A 4,503-nucleotide genomic window follows, 5' to 3' on the forward strand; every position below is an offset into this window, starting at 1 on the left:
GTAAACAATTTCAAGCTATAAACTGTAAATTATCAATACCATTACAGACATCCTTAAAACTTTAAGGTTTAGCGATCGCCTAATTTATGAAAAATACAGCTCATACAGTTACTTTTATATTACATTGCAAATATCTATGTAACATGTAAAGATGCCAGCGCTCATTGCTATATCAATTGGGAAGTCCGATAATTCGTCTAGCTAATTATTTAGCTGGTTATGGTTATGTAGTAGCTGCCCCAGAAATTTTTCATCGTACTGAACCAGTGGGTCTAGTCATTGAGCCAGATGACCTGGGGCGAATGCGGGGTAATGACAATGCACGTCGAACTAAAATAGCTGAATATGATGCGGATACCAGAGCTGCGATCGAATTTCTTAAAGCAGAAAGTTCAGTTGCTGAGGATAAAATAGGTGCTATGGGTTTTTGTATTGGTGGGCATTTAGCATTTCGGGCTGCTTTTGAGAAAGAGATCAAAGCCACTGTTTGTTGTTACCCGACTGGTGTTCCCAGTGGCAAGTTAGGTAAGGGAGTCGCTGATACAATTAAACGAGTGAATGAAATTCAAGGTGAGATAATGATAGTATTCGGCACTCAAGACCGTCATACACCAGAAGGCGATCGCCAAACCGTAGCTCAAGCTTTGGAACAAGCGAGTATAGCTCATCAAATTTTCTTATATGAAGCGGAACATACTTTTATGCGTGATGACGGTTATCGTTATGACTCCGCTGCAACTACTTCAGCTTGGTCTCAAATAATACCTTTCTTTAATCGTGTGTTTGAAAATTAATCAAAGAAAACACTATTTTAGTTAATTAATGATAATTGGCGTTGCTGAATCAAGCTATGAAACCTCAATTTGGCAAAATCTAAAATCCTTTTAAGTTAATAGTTAAGTGATTCGCGTGCGCGATCCGTCCCGAAATTGCTATTAAAGAAAATCATAGCAACGCATCAGCAACGCCCCATAATTTAGTATATCTTGGGTAAAACACAGTGAAACAGAAAGTTCACTTTTCCCCAGCTACGATCGCCAAACCTATTCTTAGTAAGAATACGAGAACTCTTTATGCAGATACCTTATCTGGGAAATATTTCTTGAGTTTTTGCAACTTTGGAGGAATGGAAAATGCACAATAAGGTTGATTAGGATTCTTGTTAAAATAGTTTTGATGGTACTCCTCAGCTCTATAATATTCCTTCAAATCAACCACTTCAGTAACGATCGGACTATTAAACGTGCCATTATTATCCAAAGTCGAAATAACTTCTTGAGCAATATCTTTTTGTTCTTGGGAGTGACACATAATAATTGAACGATACTGAGTACCAACATCATTCCCCTGTCTGTTAAGTGTTGTGGGGTCGTGAGTCACAAAAAATATTTCTAATATTTCACGCAGTGATATTTTCTCAGAGTCAAAAGTGACTTTTACTACCTCAGCATGGCCTGTTTTTCCAGAACATATAGATCTATAGTCAGGATTCTTAGTATTTCCTCCAGCATAACCAGATTCTGCCTCTTTAACCCCTGCTACAGAAAGAAAGACGGATTCTACACACCAGAAACATCCACCACCCAATACAATTGTATCTAACATTAATTTTTCCCTCCAAATTTTGGCTTGAATTTCCATCAAATATTAATTGTAAACTGATTAGGGCATAGCAATTTTGAGTTCAAATCAGTTAATTCAGATTTTAAATTTTTACTCAAAAAAAACCTTGCAGGTTTCTAATACCTACAAGGTCTTTTTTTATTTGTTTATGAGAATTGACTATTGACATCCTCCCGACGTTGTGCATGGCGCGACAAGGCGGGATTCCTAAACCTCGCGACTCAGGACTTTCTGCTTCGCTCCGCACCTGCCTCCGAGGCCTTTCCCTCTTTCTGGTCTAAAGGCGCGCTCCACAGACGCTCCACTGCTAGCCCAGCAGCCTAATTCTATTTAGAATAGCATACCCTTGGAAGAACCGCTCTTATTGATTGGTTGTCCCATGCGACGCTCCCCTAATAGCTGCCGCTAGGCTCCGCCAACGGGAGAGCGCGGGTCTTCAACCAACGTTGAGATAAAATTCAACTGTCAAGTCTCAAACACATTAATTTGTAACTGGAACGAATATGGATGGTGCCTCTGCTGGTGTCTCTTCTGGTGCCTCTCCTGCAAAAGGAATTGACTCTCCAGTAGGAAGCTCTTCATTTTGTATCATGTCATTTACACGAAGTGCTTCTAGTTGCAATGCCTGCAATTGTTGGAGCAATGTTACATCGTTAGTTGGAAGATCTGTGAGGCCTACAGTATCCCCTGTATTCGTTACAACATCTCCGAATACCGTGTTAGCAGGTACTATATTGCCATTTCCTAAATCCACTAACAGTGTAGGACCGCCGGCTGCAGGAACAGCTTCTACACTTGTAGGTCGGCCAACAGGACTAACACCTACGAGATTTGGAAGAGCAAAGTTAGTGACTCCATCACCACCATATAAAGTTCCTAATACCCGGAATAGAGATTCATTTCCAGCGATGGGTAATAACTGACCCTCAAGAGATAAGAATCCTGGAGGAGCTGCAGTACCAGCAAACAAAACTACTTCTCCAGGGAAGAATCCTGCAGGAGCATCTTCTGTTGCAATGATATAAGCCAGTGGTGGACCTACTTGAGCGGATAGACCAGGAAGGCCAGGAGCACCAGCTGGACCTACTGGACCTACTGGACCCACTGGACCAGGAGCGCCATCTAATCCTGGAGTTCCTGGTACACCTGCCGGACCAACTGGACCAGCGGGACCGACTGGACCTGCGGGACCAGGAGCACCAGGAGTACCATCTAATCCAGGAGTTCCTGGTACACCTGCCGGACCGACTGGACCTACTGGACCGGCGAGACCAGGAGCACCATCTAGTCCTGGAGCACCAGGAGCACCATCTAATCCAGGAGTTCCTGGTACACCTGCCGGACCGACTGGACCTGCCGGACCGACTGGACCTGCCGGACCGGCGAGACCAGGAGCACCATCTAGTCCTGGAGTTCCTGGTACACCTGCCGGACCGACTGGACCTGCCGGACCTGCGAGACCAGGAGCACCATCTAGTCCTGGAGTTCCTGGTACACCTGCCGGACCTACTGGACCTGCCGGACCTGCGAGACCAGGAGCACCATCTAATCCTGGAGTTCCTGGTACACCTGCCGGACCGACTGGACCTGCCGGACCGACTGGACCTGCCGGACCTGCGAGACCAGGAGCACCATCTAGTCCTGGAGTTCCTGGTACACCTGCCGGACCTACTGGACCTGCCGGACCTGCGAGACCAGGAGCACCATCTAATCCTGGAGTTCCTGGTACACCTGCCGGACCTACTGGACCTGCCGGACCTGCGAGACCAGGAGCACCATCTAGTCCTGGAGTTCCTGGTACACCTGCCGGACCTACTGGACCTGCCGGACCTGCGAGACCAGGAGCACCATCTAATCCTGGAGCACCAGGAGCACCTGCCGGACCTACTGGACCTGCTGGACCTACAGGACCTGCCGGACCTGCGAGACCAGGAGCACCATCTAGTCCTGGAGTTCCTGGTACACCTGCCGGACCAACTGGACCTGCCGGACCTGCGAGACCAGGAGCACCATCTAGTCCTGGAGTTCCTGGTACACCTGCCGGACCTACTGGACCTGCTGGACCTACAGGACCTGCCGGACCGGCGAGACCAGGAGCACCATCTAGTCCTGGAGTTCCTGGTACACCTGCCGGACCTACTGGACCTGCCGGACCTGCGAGACCAGGAGCACCATCTAATCCTGGAGCACCAGGAGCACCATCTAGTCCTGGAGTTCCTGGTACACCTGCCGGACCTACTGGACCTGCCGGACCGGCGAGACCAGGAGCACCATCTAGTCCTGGAGTTCCTGGTACACCTGCCGGACCAACTGGACCTGCTGGACCTACAGGACCTGCTGGACCGGCGAGACCAGGAGCACCATCTAGTCCTGGAGTTCCTGGTACACCTGCCGGACCTACTGGACCTGCCGGACCGGCGAGACCAGGAGCACCATCTAGTCCTGGAGCACCAGGAGCACCATCTAATCCTGGAGTTCCTGGTACACCTGCCGGACCAACTGGACCTGCCGGACCTACAGGACCTGCCGGACCGGCGAGACCAGGAGCACCATCTAGTCCTGGAGTTCCTGGTACACCTGCCGGACCAACTGGACCTGCCGGACCGGCGAGACCAGGAGCACCATCTAATCCTGGAGTTCCTGGTACACCTGCCGGACCTACAGGACCTGCCGGACCGGCGAGACCAGGAGCACCATCTAGTCCTGGAGTTCCTGGTACACCTGCCGGACCAACTGGACCTGCCGGACCTACAGGACCTGCCGGACCGGCGAGACCAGGAGCACCATCTAGTCCTGGAGTTCCTGGTACACCTGCCGGACCAACTGGACCTGCCGGACCGGCGAGACCAGGAGCACCATCTAATCCTGGAGCACCAGGAG

Annotated in this window: 3 protein-coding genes; 1 reads left to right on the top strand and 2 read right to left on the bottom strand. The window is 49.6% G+C overall.

All coding sequences use genetic code 11. The features are described from left to right. Positions 1 to 164: 164 nt before the first annotated feature. Positions 165 to 794 (top strand): dienelactone hydrolase family protein, encoded by a 630-nt coding sequence (locus F6K27_RS32495; RefSeq protein ID WP_287280083.1) that lies wholly within the window; start codon positions 165 to 167, stop codon positions 792 to 794. 277 nt (positions 795 to 1,071) lie between these two features. Here the strand turns inward: F6K27_RS32495 and msrA are convergent, their stop codons facing one another. Beyond that, complete coding sequence (gene msrA / locus F6K27_RS32500; protein ID WP_124146563.1) at positions 1,072 to 1,605, bottom strand: peptide-methionine (S)-S-oxide reductase MsrA; 534 nt, start codon at positions 1,603 to 1,605, stop codon at positions 1,072 to 1,074. A gap of 499 nt (positions 1,606 to 2,104) precedes the next feature. Beyond that, positions 2,105 to 4,503: tail fiber protein (locus F6K27_RS32505; RefSeq protein ID WP_287300968.1), on the bottom strand; the 2,399-nt coding region annotated here is incomplete at its 5' end.

It is taken from the genome of Okeania sp. SIO2F5, assembly GCF_010692685.1.
GTDB classification, from domain to species: Bacteria; Cyanobacteriota; Cyanobacteriia; order Cyanobacteriales; family Microcoleaceae; genus Okeania; species Okeania hirsuta.

Excerpts from the sequence above, each read along its gene's own strand:
- msrA (WP_124146563.1), bottom strand. The coding sequence starts at position 1,605 with ATGTTAGATACAATTGTATTGGGTGGTGGATGTTTCTGGTGTGTAGAA.